Genomic DNA, 17,647 nt, shown 5'->3' on the forward strand with positions numbered 1-17,647 from the left:
CTTATTTCCCAGTCGGCGTCACGTTGTCGCTGACCGCCTGTTTGACCTGAAACGCCGCGCTCGCGGCCAGCCCGCGGGCGACCTCGTTTCGCTCGTCGGAGCTGATGATCTCCTCTGCAGCGTCCTCGACGTCGGGCGTGAAACCGGCGCTGACGGCGTGGCCAACGGGTGGTCTGACGGCGACCGTGACCTGTGGACCGGAGAGCCCGCTCGAGACGTCGGCGTCGACGACGTACTCGTTGGGGAGGTACTCGCGCGTGAGAGAGGCGATCCGGGAGACGTCCCGGTGGAGCAGTCGTTTCTGTGTACTCGAGAGGGTCGGAACGTCCGCCGCGGCTCGCTTTCCGGCCTGCGTCTCTCCTGGCAGCCCTGCGTACGGCGTATTTCCGTTCATGAGAAGTGTGTGGTCCCACAAACGAGTTGGTCGATGAAAAGCGTTCGCTTTCGGTGAATGCTACCGGTACGCACGACGACCGTCAACGGCTTCAGGCGTGGTACTGTCCTACCGTCCGGAGAGGATCGGTTCGCTCTCGCCGTAGACCGCGAGTACCACCGCCGTCGTGTACGTTCCGGGTTCGGCCTCGGCGCTCTCGCGGACGACGGACGGCTCGTCGAACGACCAGTCCCGGAGCTCCTGGCCCGCAGCCAACCCGTCGCGAACCCGACGTTCGACGTCGGCGTCGTCGCCGGTATCGGCACACTCGTAGAACAGCCCCGGTCCGCCGTCGACGGACTGGGACCACGCGAGCGCTGCCGTTACCGACGTCGTATCTCCGCTCGCTTCCTCGCCGGTAGCGGTCGCTCGAGATTCGACGACGGTCAGGCGCTCGCCGGCCGGACCGAGGTCGGGTGCGGTGCCGACGGCTTCGACAACAGTGTCTGCGGGAATAACGGACGAGACGGAGACGAGGTTGTAGTTCTCGACGCCCGCCTCCGCGAGCGCGGCGTCGTAGGACGACATCTCCGTCGGAGCCGAGGCGACCCCCCAGACGACTCGGATCGGACTCATAGCCGTTTTCGGGGACGCGCGACGTAAGGCGTTGCGGTTCGAGATGGAGGATCTCGAGTCGCGTCGATCACTTCCTGCGAAGGGATCGAATCATTCCTCGGGGCCGACGATTTCGACGACGACGTCGTCCGGTCCCTCACAGTAAAGCGCGTAGTAGCCGCCGGCGTAGGGGTGGCGGTCCTCGTAGAGAACCGTGGCATCGGTCCGATTTCGAACCCCCTCGGTAATCGTATCGACCTGCTCGCGCGAAGAGGCGTGGAACGCGACGTGGTCCATCCCTGGAGCGCGGCGAACGAACGGCCGATCCGGATGATCGGATCGCTGGACCACGACGTACGTCGGTCCGTTGATCCAGGACCGGCCGCCCTCGAACGACTCTTTCGGGCGGTAGCCGAGTTCCGTCAGCAGCCATCCCCAGAAGTCGACTGCGGCCTCGAGGTCGGAGGCGGAGATCTCGAGGTGGTGAATCTCGCCGCCGTGGTCGGGATCAGCGTGATCGTCGCTCATTACCGGAAGTTGTTAGGAAACCGACGTAAAGTCACCTACCGCCGGCGGGTATACGAACGGTCCCAGATCGGCCACCGGTTCCGAACCCATCGGCACGACTCGAAGAAAGTCGGCGTAAGAAGCACACTCCGCCGGCGCTCGAGCGAATTCGCTCGCGCGTGGCGATACGAAACGTCTCGAATCCCGAACGAGCGTTACTGGTAGAAGTAGCCGGCGGAGGAGATAACGTCGCTCGAGTCGTCGTTTTCGATCTTCTCGACGGCCTCTAAGAAGTCCTGGTGACAGACCTCGTCCCGTTCGTTACGGATGGCGAACATGCCTGCCTCGGTCGCCAGACTCTCGATGTCGGCTCCGGAGTAGCCCTCGGTGTCGTCGGCCAGCGTCGCGAAGTCGATGTCGTCGCCGACGTTCATCCCGCGCGTGTGTATCTCGAGGATCTGCTCGCGGCCGTCGCGGTCGGGTTCGGGAACCTCGATGAGTCGATCGAATCGGCCCGGGCGCAAAATCGCGCGATCGAGCATGTCGAAGCGGTTGGTGGCGGCGATGATGCGGATCTCCCCGCGGGCCTCGAAGCCGTCCATCTCGGAGAGCAGTTGCATCATCGTCCGCTGGACCTCGGCGTCGCCGGAGGTCTTCGACTCCGTTCGGGTGGCGGCGATGGCGTCGATCTCGTCGATGAAGATGATGGCGGGTTCGCGTTCGCGGGCCATCTCGAAGAGGTCGCGGACGAGACGGGAGCCCTCGCCGATGAACTTCCGGACGAGTTCCGAGCCGGCCATCTTGATGAACGTCGCGTCGGTCTTGTTGGCGACGGCTTTCGCGAGCATCGTCTTGCCCGTTCCCGGCGGTCCGTACAGCAAGACGCCGCTCGGCGGTTCGATGCCGACCTCCTCGAAGATCTCGGGTTCGGCGAGGGGCTGTTCGACGGCTTCCCGGACCTCCCGGACCTGCTCGTCGATGCCGCCGATGTCCTCGTAGCCGACCTCGGGGCGCTCGGTGATCTCCATCGACTGGGCGCGCGCGTCGGTTTCGGCGTCGAGAATCGTCTGGATCGCAAACGAGTCGTTGACGGCGACGCGGTCGCCGGCGGCGACCCGATCTGCGAGTCGGGAGGAAATCTCCGTGAGCACCTCCTGGTTGTTGCCGTGTTGTTTGACGATTACTTCCTCGTCGTCGAGGACGTCCTCGACGGTCGCGATGTACAGCGACGAACTCTTCAGCGTCTCGTTTTCGCGCTCGACGCGGTCGACGCGCTCGTGAAGACGCTGACGGCGCTGGTCGGCTTCCTCGAGCTGGTCGGAAAGCTGTTCGTTGACCTCGACGAGATCCTCGTAGTGCCCGCGAAGCGCCTCGATCCGCTCGTCGTCCGGCAGATCGGGGTCGATATCGCGATGGGGTCGGTCGGGGAGAGACGGGCTTCGAGACATCCTGACGTGCGTCGATAAGTCCTCGATGATAAATGTGCCTTTGGGTCGCGGACGGATTTTGCGCGACCGGCGGAGCCGAGCCCTCGTGCGGTAGGCGGGACCCGAATTTCGGTGGAACCGAACCGATCGGCTGGCGCTTACAGGGGTGTGGGTGGCTCGAGCGGGCTACCGGCCTCGAGCTATATTCAATTGATTAGCATACCGTTCGTGATCGGACAAGCCGAGATCTCGAGAGGGGACACACCGTTGTGACGGTATCGTCGATGACTGTCTGATACGGATTGCAGTACCGGTGTACCGGAGACCGGGAGCAGTCCCGCGGTCTTCGGTACTGACGTAGAGTAAACCGTATGAGAAGTGGTTGTAAAATCCCGAACTGTCTCCAACTCCCGTCCGCCGTCTGTCTCTTCGTGACGCGACTCGAGTCGGATAAAGCGCGCTGATCGCCACGGAGAAGTCACTTCGCGATCTCGCTATTTCCGTTCCAGACCGTGGGCTTCGGGACGTTCTGGACGAACTCACACGAGAAAGAACGGCGTGACTGTATAGTAGCCACTGAACGTCGTTGCACACCCGATCGCGGGAGGGATCGGCGATCGGTGTGTACATCGTTTCAGTTGTTACTAAAGGTTTGAACTCGAAATCGGCCGATTACGGAAAATTCGAGGCGAAAGCCTCGCGCTTCAGCGCAGGGTGGATGTCAACGATGCCGTGCTGCGAGGACACCGATAGCGAACAGCGCAAGCAGTGTAACCTGAACGCCAAAGCCAGGAATACTATCATCACTGCCATCGTCGACGTCGTCGTCACCACCGTCGTCATCGTCGCTGGCTATGCCGTCTTCGTGGACGCCGTCTGCATCGTCTCTCTCGCTCTCGTCACTGTCGTCAACGTCTGCGTCCTCGCTGTCGTCAACGTCTGCGTCCTCGCTGTCGTCAACCTCTGCGTCCTCGCTGTCGCCAACGTCTGCGTCCTCGCTGTCGCCAACGTCTGCGTCCTCGCTGTCGTCAACGTCTGCATCCTCGCTGTCGTCAGCGCCAGTATCGTCACCGGGTGATGGTGATGGCGATTGTCCTGGTGACGACGAGCCATTCGGGTCCACGATCGTTACGTCGCTGGTTTCGGCGTCATCTCCGCTCGCGACGGCGATTGTACCCGTTCCATCGTCACCGGTAGTCGTCTCCCACTGCAACTCGATCGTCTCTGTGTCGCTCCCGTCCAGTTCGACATCGACGCTGTCGACCACGGTGCCGTCGAAATCCAGCAGATCGATCGTCCGCGTGGCGGTCTTCTCTCCGACGTTTTCGACGGTAACATCGACAGTCACCGTCTCACCAGCCGTTACCGGGCTGTTGGTCGAGTCAACCGAAACCTCGAGGAATCCCGCTTCGCTCACCTGAATCGGTTCCGTATGCTCGTCTGCTACCGGAATCGACGCATACGACTCGACGAGGTCACGAACGACGAGTTCGTACTCGCCGGGCGCTAACGGTTCATTTAGTTCGAGACGAACCTGCCGGGACAGCGTCTCGTCGTCGGAGTCGGTGTGTGGATTGGCAACCGTCTCCGGGAAGACGACCGTCGCGTCAACTGTTTCGGAGTCGTTTCCGGTCGTTCGGACGAACACCGTGTTTTCGCTCACGGTCGCCGTATCGAGGTGACGTGTAAACTCGACCGTAACTGCATCGTTGTCCACAGATCTGTTGACCGTCTCGACGGTCGGTGACTCGAGCGATTTCAGCGGGATGTCGACGTCGAACCGCGGCGGCGGAACCTCGATTTCTCCGTAGACGTCCTGACTGTAGGCGGTTTCGTAGCCGTCTTTCTCGTAGACGACGCGCCACTCTCCTTCGGGGACGTCCCAGCCGTACCAGCCAGCTGCGTCGGTTTCTTGTGGGTTCTCTTCGCCCCACCACTCTGCATCCCACTCTTCGTATTGGCCGTCGTCGTTCTTTTCGAACACCGTGGTAGTGACCCCCGGAATCGTGTTCTCCGGTTCGACTTCGTAGACGTATCCGCTGGGGTCGATCTTCCATGCTGGATTGGCGACGGGATCACATTCCTCCGCGAAGTTGCCGTAGATGTCGTCCAGCACGTCGCTGTCCTGTGGCATCGATCCCGTCGGTGGAATGCTCTCTTCTGGTACGTTAGTCGCGACGCAGATCTCTCCGAGCGACCAGGCTGCTTCGCGATCGGTTTCGATGGTAGCTTCCCACTCGCCGTCCGCGTTCTGGGTAGCCTCTCCGATACCACCGGCAGGACCATCAACGAACACGTAGGCGTTTTCGACGTCGTCTGGTCTGTCGAACGCCAGTTCGAACTCGAAAGAGAGTCCGGCAAGCATAGTTCGTGGGAATCGGGTGTTGCTGCTCGGCGTGAAGCTGACCTGTTCGGACGTCGCTGGCAGGAATGCGTCAATGTTTCCGAGCGCGATCGGTGGGAGGTTCTGGACCTCCGCGTCGTCGTCGCTCTGTCTGAAACGCACTTCCGTCAACTCGACCGCACCGGGATCATACGTGACCCTTGCAGGTGACGTTAGCTGACTCTCGCTTCCGTCTTCGCTGGTCGCTTTCGCCTGTAATTCGTACTCATGGTCGGGATCCGCCGCGGGGAGATCCGCGGACATCGCCCAGTACCCGTTCGGTGCCGCGGTCGTCTCGCCAATACGGACCGAGTCGGCGTAGAGTGCAACGGTGTGTTCCGCCGGTGCCCGTCCGCTCACTTCGACTTCGTGTTCGCTCACCTGAGCTGGGGCAGTCAGCGAGATGCTGCCGATCTGGACGTCGGCGCTTCCGAACCACTCGTCTTCGTGGCTCCCGTCGCTGAACGAGATGGTCGCGGGAACTTCGACGTCCTGACCGCTCGTCTCGGGTTCGGCTTCTACCTCGAGCCGTATCGACCCGTATCCGCCGTCGTCGATCGTTCCGATCGGGAGCGTCACCGTTCCGTCCGAGACGCTGACGTCGTCTTCGTCGACCATCGCGTCTCCGTCGTGGACGATGCTGCCGTCGACGTAGGACAGCCCGTCAGGGAGATCGAAGCTAACTTCGGCGTCGGAAACCGATCCGTCGCCGGCGTTCTCGTAGTTCGCCCGAACGACGCCCTGCGATCCGGGCAGTATCGGATCAGTGGGTCCGGTGATCGTGTTTCCGGACTGGAACCCGAACCGACCTTCGGAGTCCATTTCGATCTGGCCGAGATCCGTCGCGTTGTCGGTTTCGGTCAGCTCGAACGTGGTTTCCGTGAACTGACTGACGCCGCGATACTCTCCGACGAATCGGAGGCGATACTCGCCCTCTTCGGCCAGGTTGAACTGTACGTCGCCGTCGGTGCCATCGAACGTTCGAAGGGTGCTGTACTCGCCGCCGGATTTCTCGTAGAGTCGTGCCGTCCACGCGGAGGTGTCCTGGGCTGTGCCGTCCCACTGGGTTCCATCAGCCGTCCGAAGATCCGCCGTGACGATACCGGATGCCGACGCCAGCGAACCGTCAGGATTGGTGACCTGCAGTTCAACGCCGACGTCCCGGTCGTCCTCGTCCATGACGACGGTCTCGCAGTGAGTGCCGCTCACTCCGAGTGGGGCCGTATTCACGCAGATATCGACTTCCTCGCCGTCCGCGACCCAACCCTGGTATGGGTACTCGCCTCTTCGAGTCGCACGCCACGTCGAGATGCCGTCACCGCTAACGGTTAGCCTGAGGCCGTCGGCTTCGGACCGGCCGAACGAACTGATCGTCTGTGGCTCGTCCGCACCCGGGACGCGGTAGGTGATCGACTCGAGATCGATGCTTCGGGGACGCTCACGATCGAGGACGACGTCCTCTTCGAGCGACTCCGTTCCGACCGCGATAGTCGTCTCGGCGACGTCTCTGATCTCGTCGTCGTCGTGTTGATCGGTGATCGACAGCGAGACATCGCCGTTGGGCCGCACCGCGAGTTCGTATTCGCCATCGGAACCGGTCGTGTCCGTGTACGTGAACCCTTCCCACCTGCTCTCTCCGTATCGCTGAATAACCGTTATCTGTGCGCCGTCGACGGGATCGCCATCTACGTCCGTTACGGTTCCGCTGAGGTTGACCTTCTCACCCCAATCTTCTAACTCGAACGTGACGACGTTCGTACCGGGCTCAAGTTCGATTCGTTTCTCGGTATCGAACCGGTACGGCACAGCGCTCGTTCCATCGATCTCGAGATCGATTTCTTCACCGGCTAGCAGCTGCCGGTGCGAGGCGATCTCCACCGGGTCGTCGGTCCCGTCGCTCGAGATCCGCCCCAGGTAGCGATCGGTCGCGACGTCGGTCGCACGAATGCGCACCCACTGTTCCGGCTGGCCATCGGGATCGACGACGTTTACGTGAAGTGTCGCCGACTCGACCGGGTCTTCGATCGATTCGTTTACGACCGAGCCGGCGCGCACGTCGTGGAACTCCTCGTACAGCACCTGATTCGTTCCCCGCTCCCGAATGCGGACTCGGTACTCCGTCCGCAGTTCCTCGCCGGTGTCGACCGAATCGAAGGTGTAGGTTCGTTCCTCATCGAACGTTCTGGTTTCGCCGTTCTGTACCTCCTCGCTCCAGATGCTCAACCGTGCGTTGCTGGGGAACTCGAGTTCCTCGGGCCAGGTTGCGTTCAACTCCACACTGGCTGCGACGGTAACCGGAAGCTCCGAAACCGGCGTTTCGACCCCCGTCGAACCGTCGGTGAGGGTTGCATCGATCTCGGACACCTGTGCGGTGTCGGCCGGAAGCGTGAACGCAGCGTCGTACCGCCCGGGATCGGTTTCGTCTTCCTCGAGTTCGATCGTCATCGTCTCGTTGACCGGCGATTCAGCCGCTGGATCGTCCCAGACGCTGTAGTTCACCGTTGCCGAGACGTCCTGGTTCGCCTTTCCGATGACCGTCACTCCGATTTCACTTTCGGGTGACACCAGGGCTCCGCTACGTTCGCCCTCCAGTACCTGCCAGACGGCTTGTTCGACGACCAGTGCTTGCGTTTCGATCGTCGCGACTGTCGTATGCGGGCGCGTTTCACCGTCGCCGCCGAGTCTGAGGACGCGGTAATCGAACGTCGTATTCGAGCGCAGACCGGCGTCGGTCGCTTCGACGGTCTCCCTGTCGTCGATGGTCGCTCTATCAGTCCAGTCGCCACCCGGCTCGCGGTGTTGAATCAGGTAGCCCTGAACTCCTGTTTCCGCTGTCGCAGCCTCCCAGCTCAGCGTGACGACACCGCCGTCGACGTCGGCAAGCAGCGTGACGACGTCGTCTTCAGAGAGCGTCGTCTCGGTTCCGGTCAAGGCCGGACTCTGCTGTCCGCCCGCGTCCTCGGCGTACACCTCGAAGGTGTATGTCGTATCGGACGTCAGTCCCTCGATGATCATGCTGGTTTCGTCACCCGACACGACGACGGTATCTTCTAGCTCGTCGCTCTCGATAACGTACGAGTCTACGCCCGTTTCGTGGACCGCGTGTTCCCAGTTCAGCTGGATCGCTTCCTGTCCGACGGGAACGGTCTCGAGTTCGGTTCCGGGTGCCCAGCTCGGCGGATCGACGTCGGAGACGGCGTAGAACCGACTCAGCTCGGTTCTGAATACCTTGTCGTCTGACGTCCCGTCGCCAAGGTCGTCGTGGAGACTTGTCGCTCCCGACGTGTACAGGAGCGTCGGCGTGTTCGTGTCCGCAAGACGGATGTTGCCGGCGTGTGTTTCGGATGCAGGTTCGCCCATCGAGTTCACGTCGGCACGCATCGTGTATCCGGTGGTCCTGTCGTAGACGTACAGATGCGTGTCCGCCTCGCTCGCTCGCGGCACTGCGATCGACGACGACGATTCGAAGGCGACGAACCGGCCGTCGGGACTGAGCGAGAGTTCGCCCGTTTCGACCTCGTAGTCGGCAAACGACGTGGTTGCTACCTCGACGGATTCGGTGGTGCCCGTCTCCTCACTCCAGATGAAAATTTGATAGTCGTCACCGTCAGATCCGAGCGCTTCACTCCGTGAGAGGAAGGCGATCGTCTCTCCGGTCGCATCGATCGCAGGGGATCGCGCGTCGTCTCCCCAGAAGGAGTCCGGATCTGGGTACGGGATCTCTTCGCCGTCTGCAGTGACGCTCACTCGTTCGACCGTCCCGGTTTCGACCTCGTACCGGTAGATGTCGTCCTGATCGTTGGTGACGCCTTCGACGAGGTTCGTTGCGTCACTGCTGAACGTGACGTACTCGCCGTTGTGGCTAATCAGTGGGTTGTCGGCGTCGTCATCGGCCGGGCTCGCGTCGATTCCCGTCGAAACGAGCGTAATCTCGCCAGTGGTTCGGTCGGCGAGATATACCTGTGTCGCATCGCCATCTGCATCGGAGTGAAGGTTCGTTGCGCGGGTCGAGAACACGATACGCTCTCCGTCGCGGCTTACGTCGTACTCGCTGTGAATTCTGGAGTCAGCGCTTTCTCCATCGATCTGGGTGATCTGACGCGTGGTATCGGTGGCTCTGTCGCGGACGTACAGCTGCCAACTTGATCCACTCTCCCTCTCGACGCTGTCGTCTAAGTTGTCCGAAGACGACCGGAACACGACGCTCGAGCCGTCCGCGCTGATTCGCGGGAGTCGGTTCGAGCCGTCACCTGCCACGTCCGTTCCCGCCCCATCGGGTCGACTGATCAACTCGAGTGAGTCGTCCTCGACCGAGCGGAGATAGATCTGTCGGAAGTGCGCCTCGTTCGGCAGGTCGAACACGTCGGCCCTGCTCTCGAAGACGACCGCGTTTCCGTCGGACGTCTGATCCGGATTCCGGGAGTGCCGGGACAACGGTTCGCCGTCGGCGGACCGATCGAGGAGCTCCGTTTCGATTCCGCCGCCTTCGGCCGCGGTCGTCACGGCAGCGAGGGCGGTAACCGTGTTGTACTCTCCGTCGGCGTAGTATCCGTCGTAGAATACGATTTCGTAGTCGTAGGCGGTGTCGGGTTCGAGTCCGGTATCGAGGAACCATCCCTCGTCCTCATCTCCGTATCCGCGGGACTCGCCATCGGCGTAAAACTCGGCGGCCCATATTTCGCCGCCTTCCATGTCGTCGGACCACGTAACGAGCACCCCCGTGTCGTACGGCATGGTTCGTATGGACGACGGAGCCTCGAGCTCGGCCATCGTCTGGGACGTGCTGGGCCCGCTCTCGGAGACGATGCCTCGCTCGTTCATGGCTTCGACTCGCAGATCGTACGTCGTCCCCTGCCCCAGATCTTCGATCACTGTTTCGGTCGTCTGACTCGAGGTCGTAGTGAACAGTTCGTCGTCGACGTAGACGTGGTAGAACTTCGCTCCGTCCTCGGCGTCCCAGCCGAGATCGAGCGTCCCCGCCTGGACGTTGCTCGTCTCGAGATCGGCATTGTCGTCCCACGAGGGGGGCTCGAGCACGCTGTCGTCACCCAGATACGTAACGTACGCATCGTCGTTACCGTCGTCTCCCGGGACAAGGTTCGGAACGTTCGATCCAAACGGGGAGACGCGGTAGCCGACGGTCATCCCGTCGTCGCTGATCGACATGTCCCGCGTCGAGATGGTACCACCGGTATACGACCATTCCCACCGATCGCCGGCGTTGTTGTAGGCGAAGTCGGTCATGACGCCGGTCTCGGTGTCGAAATGGTACCTGTTCGTCGCGACGTACCGGCCATCGGGCGTGATCGCTGGACTCCAGCGCGGTGTGAGCGCGTTTCCGTCGTTGTCGATACTCACGAGTTCGACAGTGTCGATGGTGCTGTTGTATCGGTACGTCCCAGTGGAACTCGTCGTCGAGTCGATTTCGTCGGCGGTCAGGCTATCCGCGTTCGACTGGAACGCAACGTACTCACCGCCCGCTGCGACCGCGGGTTGCGTACTGCTTCCGTCGGGAACGTCTCCCTTGTTCGGTTTGCTCACCCACACGAACTCCGTCGTCGACAGGTCATAGAGGAAGACGTTCGCCTGTTCGTCGGGAACGTCCTCGGGCATGTCGTCGGTACGGAATTCGTCGGATTCGAAGGCGACGTGGCTTCCGTCCGGGCTGATGTCTGGCTGGAGCGTTCCTTCGGACTCGTTCACCTCGATCAGGTGCATTTCGTCTTCGCTACGGTCGTAGACGAACAGGTTGGTCCCGTCGACGGACTCGTCGACCAGATCGGTCGCTTCGGATTCGAAGGCGACGTACCGTCCGTCCGCGCTGATGCTCGGATTCAGACTGGAGCTATCTCCTTCGAATTTGTCACCGAATGCGTCCTCGTGGTAGCTGACGAGTTCGGTTTCGTTGGCTGCGATGTCGCGAACGTACACCTGATTGCGCTCGTACGAACGCCCCGTGCTGAACGCGACGTGATTTCCGTCGGCACTGACCGTCGGCTGTCTAAACGGCGTCTCGAACGTGAACTCGTCGGGCCCGTGGACGCTGACCCGCTCTCGCTCGCCGGTTTCGAGATCGACCCGATAGATCCGCTCGAGCCGATCTTCTATCTGCCCGCCCGCGTAGACCATGTACCGTCCGTCACCGCTGAGTTCGGACTCCCACGCCCTGTCGTTTTGACCGCTCGAACTCCCGTCCTCTCTGACGCTGGCTTTCGCCGTCGCGCCGACGAAACTGGTTACGGCGGTGTCCGAGACCGTCCCGGAGACCTCACCGTCTATCTCGCGGACGATTTCGTACTCGTACTCGACGGCGGGCTCAAGTCCGGAGTCCTCGTACGCGAACTCGGTGAGGCTCTCGGCATCGAGCGTTTCGACGACGTTACCGTTTCGGGATATGACGTACGTTCCCGTGTCGGGCCCCTCCCAGGTGAGGGTCACGTTCGTCCGGCTGGCGTCCGCACTCACGTCATGCGGCCCCTCTGCCGCACTCGTCGTAAACTCGACGGTGGGCCCGTCGGCGCTTTCTTGCCCGAACCGGTCACGAACTTCGACGGTGACCTCGTAGGGTGTGTTAGCGGTCAACCCCTCGAGTTCGTACTCGAGATCGCTCAGCGCGTGGGCGTCGATCTCAGTTCCGTCGCCGTCGTAGAACACGAGTTCGTCGAAATCCTCGAACGCGATCGGATAGTCGTCGATCGTAACCGCCGCACTGCTCTCGGTCGATTGCTCTACGGTGGCGCTGACGCCGTCGTCCCACTCCGGTGGTGCAGCGTCGGCAGTGGTTCCGGACGCGGTTAACGGATCCGTCTGGTGGTCACCGAGCTGGGAGATAACCTGAAACTCGTACTCGGTTTCGGGGGCCAATATCTCCCCGGTTTCGTACGTGAACTGGTCGTTCTCGACCGTCAACTCTCCATCGTACGCAGTGAAGTTTCCGTTTTGATCCCGTTCAAACGTCGGCGTTCCTACTGGAACGCCCTCTTCTTTCTCGGTCACGATGAGGTAGTAAAACCCGGCTTCGTTGGCGGGCTCGGCTGCATCCCACGTCAGCGTTGCCGTCCGATCGGTGACCGCGGAGACCTCGAGTTGCGCTTTGTCGGGCCAGTCGAACTCGTCGGCCTCCCCGGTCTCGACGGACAGGACTGGGCCGTCAGTGCTGATATTCCCGTCCTCGTCCAGCGCCTGGACACTCACGTCGTACGACGTTTCGGGCTCGAGCCCCTCCATGGTGAGCTCGAGGCCGTCGGCCGTATGCATGATAGGTTCGGTCCAGTTTCCATCGTCGTCGAGTTCGATGACGACAAGCCGGTCGGTTCCATCCGGTTGTCCATCGAGAGTGATCACTGCTTTCGTGATCCCCTCCTCGGATACTTCCGCCCCGATGTCGTTCCACTCCGGTCCGTCACCGGGGACGGGAGCGGCCCCACCTCCGTCTCTGTCCGTTGCGGCGATCGTCCCGGTGAACGCCAGGCCAATTACCACCAACACTCCAAGAATCAGAACCAGCAGATGGCCCAAGGTCGCTCGGGAATCTGGCTCTGAGGTCTCTGCACCAGTTAGCATTCAGTAGAAAGAAACATTGTATATAAATAACGTTCAGCTTACCTAGTGGTTCCTTGTAAGATACCTCCAGGTAACCACGAGAGACGACGTGAACGGCTGACTTGGTTTGATCGGTTACTGACAAGCGTAACGCGAGCGCGCGATCAGAATCCGAGTTCATAATGTATTTTGTAGTAACAACTGCAACGATTTACACACCGATCGTCGATCCGTCCCGCGATCGGGTGTGCAGTGACATTCAGTGGCTACTATACCTCCCCACTCTGGCGGCAGAAGTCGATGCTGCCTCTCGGTTCGGTACCAGCATCCATACGGGCTGGTATCTCCATGTCCCGGTGAGACCACGACCATCCGGACGCCACACCCGAACCGACGACAGTCCGTTTCATACGGACTATTGTACGCTATTTCCGATGTGACCGTGACCCATCTGCGCTCGCACACTATACCGTTGCAATAGACCGTATCAGCTCTCGGGTTCCGGGACCGGGTGTTCGAACAGCCGCTCGCCCGTCTCTTCGCAGGTGACCGCGACGACGTCGTGTGACCGACAGCAGGACTCGACCGTCTCCTCGCCCATCACGACCTCGCCGCCGGTCGTCGGACACGTCTCGAGGAACAGCCGAAGCCCGTTGAGTAGCTGACCTCTGGCTTCGAATCGGTACGCGTCCCAGTCGTCGTCGCGCTCCTCGAGGATGCGGGCGGCCGTTACGTCGGCGACGAGTGCGGCCTGGGAGGGCCACTTCCCGATCAGACGGCCGTCTCGGAGGAGTACTCGCGCGTCGTCGTGTCGCTCGATCTCGAACTCGTCGTCATCGGCGGGGTCGTCGACGAGGTCGTCGAAGCCGAACGCGCTCATCGCGTCGGTCGCGTCCACGGTGTCCGCGTCGATCCGATCGATTTCGTCCGTCCAGGCGGTCTCGAACTCGTCGGTGAGACAGAGGTCGTCGACGTCTTCACAGGGTTCGACGACGCCGCGCTCGAGGAAGTACGCCTCGGCCGACGGGATCGACGCCTGCTCGTTCCCGGCGGTGTCGGCTCCATCGTCGCCGTCTTCGGCTTGCGATCCCTCGAACGCCAGTTCGCGACCCTCGTCGGCTGTAGAAGCGCTACCGACTGCGGGCGACTCGGTGTCGGCCCCTGCTGGTGGCTCGGTACTGGCCCCTGCTGGCGATGCGTCGACCGCCCCGAGTCCGCCGTGGATCTCCGGCTCCGACTCTTTGCCGAACCAGCCCAGCACCTCCGGCGGCAGATACCGTTTCGTCAGCGTCGGCGTGCCGGGAACGAGGTAGCCACGGAGGGAGATCAGGACGAGCGACGCGCCGACGGCGACCGCGCCGGCCAGTTTCGACTTGCGAGCGACGAGCGCACCGATCGCGCCCGCGATGAGGACGTTGACGGCCGTACAGGCCCCGCATCGGTTGTCACCCGTATACTCCGGCTGGCGTAATCGATCGACGATCGCTTTTTTCATACGACATCGATATATTGTGGAACAAACATCGTTTTTTCGGTGTCGTCGTTGACTCCGTCCCGAATCGCTGTGATCGTCAGCCCCGTCTCGAATCGCTGTGATCGTCGGCCCCGACTCGAATCGCTGTGATCGTCGTCGGCTACTCGAGCAGCGCTTCCATCTCCTCGAGTCGGTCGCCGTAGGTCGAAAGCGCCCGGTCGATCGGTTCGGCGGTGCTCATGTCGACGCCTGCCGTTCGCAGTAGTTCGAGGGGGTACTCTCGGGAGCCCTGCCGGAGGAACGTTCGATAATCCGCCGCGGCGGAGTCGCCGTTCTCGAGGATGCCGTCGACGATGGCCAGCGCAGCGGAGATGCCGGTTGCGTACTGATAGACGTAGAACGCACGGTAGAAGTGGGGTATGCGCATCCACTCGCGAGCGATTCGGTCGTCGACGGCGGCCGGCTCGTAGTACGTCGCCTTGAGGTCGCCGTAGAGTTCGTCTAGTCGGTCGGCGGTGAGCGGTTCGCCCTCCTCCTCGAGCCGGTGGGCCTCGTGTTCGAACTCCGCGAACAGGGTCTGTCGAAACAGCGTCGACCGGACGCGCTCGAGGAACTCGTTCAGGACGTGTTTGCGGAACTCGGGATCGTCGACCGTCTCGAGGAGGTGGTCGGTCAACAGGGCTTCGTTGACCGTACTCGCGACTTCGGCGACGAAGATGTCGTAGCCCGAGTAGACGAACGGCTGTTCGTCTTTCGTGAGTTCGGAGTGCATCGAGTGGCCGAGTTCGTGAGCCAGCGTGTACATCGAGGAAATGTCGTCCTGATAGTTCATCAGGATAAACGGCTGGGTGTCGTACGTGCCACTGGAGTAGGCTCCAGACTGCTTCCCCTCGTTCTCGTAGACGTCGACCCAGCGGGAGTCGAGTCCCTCCGCGACGTGGGACTGGTAGGCCTCACCCAGCGGTTCGACCGCCTCGACGACGTACTCGCTCGCCTGCTCGTAGTCGACGTCGGGCCCTTCGTCACCGGTAAGCGGCATGTAGAGGTCCCACATCCGGAGTTCGTCGACGCCGAGGGCCTCTCGCTTGAGGTCGGCGTGTCGGTGGAGTGTCTCGAGGTTGTCGTGGACCGACTCGACGAGCGTGTCGTACACTTCGACCGGTACGTTCGGTCCGTCGAGAGCGGCCGCTCGAGCCGTGTCGTAGTTGCGTGCCTGTGCGAGTTTGACGTCCGCTTTGACGCTGTTTTTGTAGGCCGTCGCGACCGTGTTCCGCATCGACTCCCACTCGTCGAAGTACCCTTCGTACACTCGTCTGCGAACGTCCCGGTCGGGGCGTTTGAGCAGGTTCGTAAAGTTGCTCTGGGTGATCTCGACCGCCTCGCCGTCGTCGTCCTCGACGGCGGGAAACGACATGTCCGCGTTCGAGAGCATGGTGTAGACGTCGCCCGTCGCGCCCGTCACTTCGCCCAGGTCGGCGAGCAGTTCCTCGACCTCGGCCGAACGGGTGTGGGGCTTCATCCGGAGGACGTCGTCGACGTAGTGGTCGTACGTCTCGAGGTCCGGCTCCTCGGCGGCCATCTCGTCGAACTCCTCGCGGGTAACCTCCTGAATTTCGGGGTCGATGAACGACGCCGCGGAACTGGCGTCGGCCGCGAGCGACTGGGCGCGGGCGGTCAGCGCCTGGTAGTGCTGGTTCGTCGTGTCCTCGTCGCGGCGCATCCGGGCGTAGGCGGCGACCGTCGAAACCTCGCGCATGATCTCGTCGCGAAGCTGAAGGACCTCGAGAAGCGTCTCCGCGTCGTCGACGACGCGTCCGTCGTAACTCTCGAGTTCGTCGATTCGCTCTGTGACGGCCTCGTAGGCGACCTCCCAATCGTCGTCGGTCGCGTAAATGCTCTCGAGGTCCCAGGTGTACTCCTCGTCGACCTCGGAACGGGCGGGAACGGAACTCATAGCCGCCGATTCGGCGCGAAGCTGGTAAAGAGTGTCGAACGCACACCGGTCCGCGATCAACCCCGCATTTCTGCGTCGACTGCGGTTCGGACGACGCGGGCCACGCCGAGGATTGCGAGAAACGTTCCCGCGAAGGCGATCGCGGCGAAGAGGAAGATCCCCATCAGGACCGCACCGACGTCGGGATGGGAGAGCAGGTGGGTGATGACGAACCGGTAACTCAGATAGACGACGACGAATCCTGCCGCGATTCGGATCGACGCGCGCCAGTAGGCACCGTACTCTTCGGGCGACAGTTCCATGCGCCGAGGTGTGTGCCGGGTCCTAAAAAACGCTCGTACCCGAATCCGGTTCCGGTCGATTCCCCTCGAGGTTGGTAGGTTTCGATCTGCTCTTCTCGAGCTGTCAGATTCAAATCGATCACCTTCGAGTCCGTCTCCAGTGTCACCGAACGCCGTCGGCAGTCACCGAACGCCGTCGGCAGTCACCGAACGCCGTCGGCAATCTGCCCGGCGACCCGCGCTCCGGATCGTCGCTCGAGCGCTCGCTGGCGAAAGATCGCTCGAGCGCTCTCCGCCGCCTGCGGGTCGGTCTCGAACTCGAGGTTCGGGTAGTCGACGGCGGTCAACACGAGCGGCTCCGGCGGTGCCGGTGGAATACCCTCGTGTCCCGGCAGCGGATCGGACGCGAGCGCCCGATCGATCGCCTCGAACGACGCCTCGTCCGCTCCGACGAGTCGGGCGAGCGAGACGAGTCGCCGAACGAGTTCGCGGGCGAAGCCGTCCGCGACGACGGTGACGACGAGAAACTCCCCGTCTCGGGTCGACTCGAGCGTCGGCGAGCGTTCCGTGTTACGGTCGTCCGGGGTGAGGTTGTGAAAGTCGTGCGTCCCGGACAGCGCCGCACAGGCGTCGGCGAACCGGTCGTCGTCGACTGGGGTGCTCGGCCAGTCACTCGCCGCTCCCGAAGCCGGCGGCGCGTACAGGTGGTAGACGTACTCCCGGCGGGTCGCCTCGTGGGTCGCGTGAAATCCGTCCGGGGCCTCGGCGGCCGCCCACGCCCGAACGTCGGCCGGGAGTTCGCCGTTCAGCGCCCGCGGTGTGAGCCAGTCGGGTGTCTCGAGGGCGATCGTCTGTGCGAGCGCGGAGACGCCGGCGTCGGTTCGGCCGGCCGCGGCGTACCCCTCGGGTTTTCGACTCGAGGGCTCGAGGACCGAAAGCGCCCGAAGCGCGTCGAATATCGCGTCCTCGACGGTCGGGACGTCGGGCTGGCGCTGGAAGCCGTAGTAGTCGGTGCCGTCGTAGGCGATCCGGAACGCGCGCATCGGTTCTATCGAGGAGAGCGTCCGTGTTATACTGTCGGGAGTTCGTCG

General features: G+C 62.4%; 9 protein-coding genes. All 9 read right to left on the reverse strand.

Annotation, left to right across the window (positions count from 1 at the left end; genetic code table 11):
• Position 1 precedes the first annotated feature (1 nt).
• Positions 2-394 (reverse strand): DUF5811 family protein, encoded by a 393-nt coding sequence (locus EA473_RS18670; RefSeq protein WP_124197162.1) that lies wholly within the window; start codon positions 392-394, stop codon positions 2-4.
• 108 nt (positions 395-502) lie between these two features.
• Entirely contained in the window at positions 503-1,009 is a 507-nt protein-coding gene (locus EA473_RS18675; RefSeq protein ID WP_124197163.1) for a pyruvoyl-dependent arginine decarboxylase, read from the reverse strand.
• A 90-nt stretch (positions 1,010-1,099) separates the two neighbouring features.
• Positions 1,100-1,516: a VOC family protein gene (locus EA473_RS18680; RefSeq protein WP_124197164.1), complete on the reverse strand. Its 417-nt coding sequence runs from the start codon at positions 1,514-1,516 to the stop codon at positions 1,100-1,102.
• Positions 1,517-1,710: 194 nt separating this feature from the next.
• The gene (gene pan2, locus EA473_RS18685; protein WP_124197165.1) at positions 1,711-2,943 is read right to left on the reverse strand and encodes a proteasome-activating nucleotidase Pan2; all 1,233 of its coding nucleotides are present in this window, start codon (positions 2,941-2,943) and stop codon (positions 1,711-1,713) included.
• 700 nt (positions 2,944-3,643) lie between these two features.
• Positions 3,644-12,787 (reverse strand): fibronectin type III domain-containing protein, encoded by a 9,144-nt coding sequence (locus tag EA473_RS18690; protein ID WP_165875330.1) that lies wholly within the window; start codon positions 12,785-12,787, stop codon positions 3,644-3,646.
• Between the two features lie 547 nt (positions 12,788-13,334).
• Positions 13,335-14,342 (reverse strand): hypothetical protein, encoded by a 1,008-nt coding sequence (locus EA473_RS18700; RefSeq protein ID WP_124197168.1) that lies wholly within the window; start codon positions 14,340-14,342, stop codon positions 13,335-13,337.
• Between the two features lie 139 nt (positions 14,343-14,481).
• A complete protein-coding gene (gene pepF, locus EA473_RS18705) occupies positions 14,482-16,275 on the reverse strand; it encodes an oligoendopeptidase F (RefSeq protein WP_124197169.1) in 1,794 nt (597 codons plus the stop codon).
• 56 nt (positions 16,276-16,331) lie between these two features.
• On the reverse strand, positions 16,332-16,577 hold the full coding sequence (locus EA473_RS18710; RefSeq protein WP_124197170.1) for a hypothetical protein: 246 nt from the start codon (positions 16,575-16,577) through the stop codon (positions 16,332-16,334).
• A 182-nt stretch (positions 16,578-16,759) separates the two neighbouring features.
• Positions 16,760-17,599 carry a tRNA pseudouridine(38-40) synthase TruA gene (gene truA, locus EA473_RS18715; protein WP_124197171.1) on the reverse strand — a complete coding sequence of 280 codons (840 nt, stop codon included), beginning with the start codon at positions 17,597-17,599 and terminating at the stop codon, positions 16,760-16,762.
• Positions 17,600-17,647: the final 48 nt, after the last annotated feature.

This window comes from Natrarchaeobius chitinivorans (assembly GCF_003841505.1).
GTDB lineage: Archaea > Halobacteriota > Halobacteria > Halobacteriales > Natrialbaceae > Natrarchaeobius > Natrarchaeobius chitinivorans.

Excerpts from the sequence above, each read along its gene's own strand:
- EA473_RS18670 (WP_124197162.1), bottom strand. The coding sequence starts at position 394 with ATGAACGGAAATACGCCGTACGCAGGGCTGCCAGGAGAGACGCAGGCC.
- EA473_RS18675 (WP_124197163.1), bottom strand. The coding sequence starts at position 1,009 with ATGAGTCCGATCCGAGTCGTCTGGGGGGTCGCCTCGGCTCCGACGGAG.
- EA473_RS18680 (WP_124197164.1), bottom strand. The coding sequence starts at position 1,516 with ATGAGCGACGATCACGCTGATCCCGACCACGGCGGCGAGATTCACCAC.
- pan2 (WP_124197165.1), bottom strand. The coding sequence starts at position 2,943 with ATGTCTCGAAGCCCGTCTCTCCCCGACCGACCCCATCGCGATATCGAC.
- EA473_RS18700 (WP_124197168.1), bottom strand. The coding sequence starts at position 14,342 with ATGAAAAAAGCGATCGTCGATCGATTACGCCAGCCGGAGTATACGGGT.
- pepF (WP_124197169.1), bottom strand. The coding sequence starts at position 16,275 with ATGAGTTCCGTTCCCGCCCGTTCCGAGGTCGACGAGGAGTACACCTGG.
- EA473_RS18710 (WP_124197170.1), bottom strand. The coding sequence starts at position 16,577 with ATGGAACTGTCGCCCGAAGAGTACGGTGCCTACTGGCGCGCGTCGATC.
- truA (WP_124197171.1), bottom strand. The coding sequence starts at position 17,599 with ATGCGCGCGTTCCGGATCGCCTACGACGGCACCGACTACTACGGCTTC.